We start from the raw sequence: 3,021 nt of genomic DNA, 5'->3' as shown, positions 1-3,021 counted from the left end.
GACTGAGCGGCGGGCGCGGGCTTCGGCTGAAGGATCGGCGGGAGGGCCGGGGTGACGTCCCCGGCCTTCACCAGCTGGCCGCCGAACTCGCTGCTGTAGGCGGTCGTCAGCAGGGACCGGAAGACCGCGGCCGGAATGGCGATCTCATAGGCTCCCTCGACATAGGGGCCGACCTGGTAGGGGCCGATCAGGAAGGTCAGGCCCGCCGCCTTGCCCGGAGTGTCGCCGGCGGTCAGCACGAACGGGGTGTCGGCGGCGCGCGGGCAGGAAAAGATCTTGTCGCCGCCGCCCAGGGTCACGCCGGCGCTGCCGGGGACGCGGGCGCGCTTGGCGGTGTTGATCGCCGAGCACAGGGCCTGGTCGAGAATGGTCAGGTTCGCCTCCTTGCCGAACAGGTCGGCCAGGCCGATCCGGCGCTTGAGCGCCTTGTCCCACAGCAGGCCGTCGGCGAGGGTGTTGGGATGGGCGCCGCCCGAATAGTCGAAATCGGAGCGCTTGAGGCTGAGCAGTTTGGCGGTTTCGGCGGCGACCGTGATGGTGATCGCCTTCTGGTATTTGGGCCGGTCGGTCTCGGCCCCGGCCTCGGTCAGTTCGCCCTGGGCGCCCTCGGCGAACTGGCGCAGGCGGCGCACCTCCTCGGCATAGAGGCGGGCGTGCAGGTCGCCCTGGGGCTTGATGCCGGCGGGCAGGGTCAGGCTGACGTCGGCCCAGGGCGTCTTGCTCTCGAAGGCCATGGGGGCGGCGGCGTCCGCTGGGGTGACGACGGCGCCCGGCGCCGGCGCGGGCGGTGCGGCCGCCTCGGGTTCGCGGTCGCGGTTGCAGGCGGCGAGGGTCGTCGCGAGGGCGGCGGTCAGGAGCAGAAGCCGGATGGTCGGCCTGGCGATCGAGGTCATGCGTGTCTCCCGGGGCGTCGCGATCATCGTGCTTGTTCGGCGCGAAGCCGGTCAAGGTATTCCGGCGAAGGTTCGCCGCCGAACTGACCGGCCCATTCGGGCGAGAGCAGGGCGGCGAAGGCGGCTGCGGGCACCACGGCCGTGTAGACGCCCTCGGCGTAGGGTCCGACCACATAGGGATCGATCAGAAAGACCAGGCCGCCGGCCTTGCCCGCCGTGTCGCCGGGGGCGAGGGAGAAGGGCGTGTCGAGCGCAACCGGGCAGACCCAGATGCCGTCGCCCTGCTCGCCCGGATACGGGGCCGGATCCCAGGCCTGGTCGCCGCCGCGTGCGGCCTTGGCGGCATTGATGGAATCGCACAGGGCGCGGTCCAGTTTCGACAAGTCGGCGCCGGGGCGGAACAGGTCGGCCGGTTTCACCTCGCGCAGGTTCCGGCGGTCCCACAGGATGGCGTGGAAGCCGGGATTGCCATGGGCGCCGCCGGTGAAGGACCAGACCAGGCCGTCGGCGCTGACCAGACCCGCCGTCTCGACGGGCGCGTCCCAGCGCAGGGTCAGGTCCATATTATAATCGAGCTCGCCGCCTTCCTCGGCCCGGGCCCTGCGGACATCGGCCTCGAACTCGCGGATGGCGATCATGCCGTCGTCATAAAGGCGGGCGCGCAGTTCGGGATGGGCGCGCAGGGCCGGGTCGAGCGTGAGCTCGGTGGTCATGCGACCATCTTCAAGCTTGTAGGCGATCGGCTGGAATTCGGCGGGCGCCGTCGGCGGCGGCGGCGGCGAGGCGCAGGCGGCGACGAGCAGCATCGCCGACGCCATGAGGATGCGGAAGGCGCGGGTCACAGGGTCAGGGCTCCCAGGCCGATGGCGGCCAGCAGGATCAGGCCGGCGTCGCGGTTGGACTTGAACAGGCGCAGGGCGAGGGCGGGGTCGTCGGTGCGGACGCGGCGCGCCTGCCAGGCGAGATGCAGGGCACAGGCGGCGAGGCCGAGCCAGTAGAGCGGGCCGAGATGGGCCGTCCAGCCGGCGGCGGCGGCGCAGGCGACGGCGAGGGCGTAGGAGACGGCGACCCCGCGCGGCACGTTCGAACCAAGCCTGCGGGCCGAGGATTTCACGCCCACCATGGCGTCGTCCTCGATGTCCTGCAGGGCGTAGATGGTGTCGTAGCCGAGGGTCCAGAAGACGCCGCCGAGGTAGAGGAGGACGGCCGCCAGGGTGAGGTGGCCGGGCAGGCCGGCGTGGGCGTGGAACACGCTGATCCCGGTGCGCCAGAAGGCGGGCATGCCGGACCAGGGGAAGGCGCTGGTGAAGGCGGCGAAGCCCATCAGGGCGCCCCAGTTGAAGGTCAGGCCGAGCCAGGCCTGGGGCCACCATGTGATCCGCTTCATGAAGGGGTAGGCGGCGACCAGGGCCAGCGACCCGATCCCCAGCATGACCGTGGTCCAGTTCATCGCCAGCAGGATCTGCAGACTGATGAAGCTGCAGACGACGACGAAGATGCCGGCGTGGCTGACGCCGATCCGGCCGGAGGCGACGGGGCGGGAGGCGGTGCGGGCCACCTGCCGGTCGATCTTGCGGTCGACGATGTCGTTGAAGGCGCAGCCCGCCGCCCGCATCAGGCAGGCGCCGAGGGCGAAGAGCACGGCGAGGGTGAGGGCGTGCCTCAGCAGGAAGCCCTCGTCCGCCGGCCCGGCCGCGCCCGACGCCCAGGCCAGGGCGATCCCCTGCCAGCCCGGGATGAGCAACAGCCAGATGCCGACGGGACGGTCGAAGCGGCCGAGCTTGAGCCAGGGCTTGAGGCCTTCCGGCGCGTGGCGGTCCACCCAGTTCGAACCGGCGTCGGGAAGCGGGGCGGAGGTCATGCGTCGGAGATAGCCTGTCGGACGGTGGGGGAGAAGGCATGAGTTATCGCCGCTTCGGGGAAGCGGGTCGGGGAGGGTGCGGGGCGACCGGGCCTCGCCCGGTGCTGTTGTAGTTTTACCGTTTCGACGAGACAGACCGCCCCACGTCGTCGTTTTCCACGCGCGTGCCGGCCGCCGGCCCTGTTCGGGCCTTGCCGACGCCCGGACGGCTCCTTGCGGAGACCGGCCGGGGGGAGACTTGCGGCGTCATGCGCCGCAGAGGTCCCG

Annotated in this window: 3 protein-coding genes; all 3 read right to left on the bottom strand. The window is 71.6% G+C overall.

The window, feature by feature from the left end; genetic code table 11:
* Nucleotides 1-893 (bottom strand): DUF3298 and DUF4163 domain-containing protein (locus V6M42_RS00310; RefSeq protein WP_332676379.1); only part of this gene is annotated, 893 nt, incomplete at its 3' end.
* A gap of 23 nt (nucleotides 894-916) precedes the next feature.
* On the bottom strand, nucleotides 917-1,735 hold the full coding sequence (locus V6M42_RS00305) for an RsiV family protein (protein WP_332676377.1): 819 nt from the start codon (nucleotides 1,733-1,735) through the stop codon (nucleotides 917-919).
* Complete coding sequence (locus tag V6M42_RS00300; RefSeq protein WP_332676375.1) at nucleotides 1,732-2,754, bottom strand: UbiA family prenyltransferase; 1,023 nt, start codon at nucleotides 2,752-2,754, stop codon at nucleotides 1,732-1,734. Before V6M42_RS00300 ends, V6M42_RS00305 begins: the two co-directional genes overlap by 4 nt.
* Between the last annotated feature and the right edge of the window lie 267 nt (nucleotides 2,755-3,021).

It is taken from the genome of Brevundimonas sp., from assembly GCF_036677305.1.
Lineage (GTDB): Bacteria > Pseudomonadota > Alphaproteobacteria > Caulobacterales > Caulobacteraceae > Brevundimonas.
This window is presented reverse-complemented; position numbering and strand designations above follow the sequence as displayed.

Coding starts and splice junctions, on each gene's coding strand:
- V6M42_RS00300 (WP_332676375.1), bottom strand. CDS start 2,754: ATGACCTCCGCCCCGCTTCCCGACGCCGGTTCGAACTGGGTGGACCGC.